Genomic DNA, 2,286 nt, shown 5'->3' with positions numbered 1-2,286 from the left:
ATGGACGACAGCACCCGCGAACTGCTGCTCGACGGCGCCCGGCGCACGGACACCAAGCGCGTCCTGATGACGCTCGACGAACTGGTCCCGCAGAGCACCTGCCTGGCACCCGCGGGCCCGGAGGGCGGCTATTTCACCGCGGTGGTCACCTCACCGGCCACCGCGCCGCTTCCCGTCGCGAGCGCGGACAACGCCCGCCTGCTGCAGATCGAAGAACTCGCCCTGCGCGCACTCGCCGGACCCTTCCAGGAGCGCGCCCGCCGCCTGCGACAGGTGCTGGCGGAAGGACACAGCGACGGGGCGGCCACCATCGCGTCTGCCGGCGCCGGCACCCTAGCCCGAGAGGGAGGATCCATGACCAGCGCGCCCGTTCCGGAGGGAATCCCGCCACGGGAGGATCCGCGCGTGCCACCACCGCACGCCCCGTCCTCGCCGGCCGTGTGGGAGAACGTGCCCCCGCGCAATCCCAACTTCACCGGCCGCGAGCGGCTCCTCGATCAGCTGGCCGAACGTCTGGGCAGCGGCGGGACCGCGGCCGTGCTGCCGGAGGCCATGTACGGTCTGGGCGGCATCGGCAAGTCCCAGCTGGCCGTCGAGTACGTCTATGTGCACCAGAGCAGGTACGACCTGATCTGCTGGATACCGAGCGAGCGCAATTCCGGCATCATCAACGGCCTGGCCCAGCTCGCCCCGCGCCTGGGCATCAGCCACGGCGAGGCACGCACCACGGTGCCCGCCGTTCTCGACGCGCTGCGCCGCGGTACCCCCTACAGCCGCTGGCTGCTCGTCTTCGACAACGCCGAGAACGCCGAGACGCTTGCGCCCTTCCTGCCCAACTCGCGCCTGGGTACCGTCCTGATCACTTCGCGCAACCCGCACTGGGAGAACGTGGCGCGCTGCCTCGAGGTGGACATCTTCGAGCGCGCCGAGAGCATCAGGCTGCTCAACAAGCGCGGCCCGGAGCTCACCGAGCAGGACGCCGACGAACTCGCGGAAGCCCTGGGCGACCTGCCCCTGGCCATAGAGCAGGCAGCGGCCTGGCGGGCCGAGACGGGGATGCCGGTCCAGGAGTACCTGCGGCTGTTCAAGGAGAAGCGCAGCGAGCTGCTCTTCGAGTCCGCGCCGTACGCCTACCAGCAGTCGATCGCCACCGCCTGGAACGTCTCCCTGGACCACGTCGAGCAGACCAACCCCGAAGCCATCCAGCTCCTCCAGCTGTGCGCCTACCTGGCGCCCGAACCGATCCCCCGGGACCTGTTCTCCAATCCGCACCGCGGCGCCATCGCCCCGCAGCTGGACGCGGCCCTCGCGGATCCGCTGCGCCTGAGCCGGGCCGTCCGGGAGATCAAGCGGTACTCGCTGGCACGCCTCGACCTGCGCACGGACTCGCTCCAGATCCACCGGCTCGTACAGGCCGTGCTGATCAACCGCATGACGCCGCTGCAGCAGGAGCAGATGAAGCGCGGCGCGCAGATGCTTCTCGCCTCGGCCGATCCCCGCAATCCGGAGTCCCACACCACCTGGAACCGCTACTCCATGCTGTATCCGCACGCCGTGGCCGCCGACGCCGTCCACTCCACCGATCCGTGGGTGCACGCCTTGGTGGTCGCCATCGCCAAGTACCTCCAGCGCTGGGGGGATCACGAGAGCGCGCAGCGCTTCACCGAGGAGGCCTACGCGGCGGCCCGCGAGCTCTTCGGACCCGAGGACGACAAGACCCTCACGCTGGCCTTCTGGCTCGGCTGGACCCACTTCAGCATGGGGCACTACAAAGAGGCCGCCGAGATCAACAGGGTGACCCTGGCGGCGTACGAGTCCGCGCAGCTCCCTTCCCCCGTACCGGTGTCCGAGATCAGCGAGAGCCATCTGGACGCCATGGGTGCCGTCGCCGCCGACCTGCGTGTCACCGGTGACTTCGACGATGCGCTCGCGCTGACCCAGCGCGTGTTCGACCAGGCGACGGAGGCGTTCGGCGCGGACGACCCGACGACGATGAACGCGGCGCACAACCTCGCGGTGTGCCTGCGGCTGGTCGGCCGTTTCCGCGACGCCTACGAACTGGACTGCACCACCTGGGAGTTGAAGCAGGCCCTCCTTGGCACCGATCACGAACTGACGCTGCACACCCGGGTCGGGCTGACCATCGACGAGCGCGAGCTGGGCCGTTACGCCCACGCCCGCGAGCGGCAGGAGGAGGTGGTCGCCAGGTACCAGCAGGTCCAGGCGGACAGTCCGGCCGCCCTGCACGCCAAACGGGTCCTGGCGGTGGCCCGGCGCAAGGACGGC

General features: G+C 70.1%; 1 protein-coding gene. It reads left to right on the top strand.

What is annotated here, in order from left to right; translation table 11 throughout:
• Window positions 1-2,286: FxSxx-COOH system tetratricopeptide repeat protein (gene fxsT / locus ACQKIP_RS45425; protein ID WP_427745677.1), on the top strand; the 2,286-nt coding region annotated here is incomplete at both ends.

Source organism: Streptomyces sp. NPDC059900, assembly GCF_050270335.1.
Classification (GTDB): Bacteria; Actinomycetota; Actinomycetes; order Streptomycetales; family Streptomycetaceae; genus Streptomyces.
Note: the sequence above shows the minus strand (reverse complement) of the source record. Positions and strands in the feature narration are given on the sequence as shown.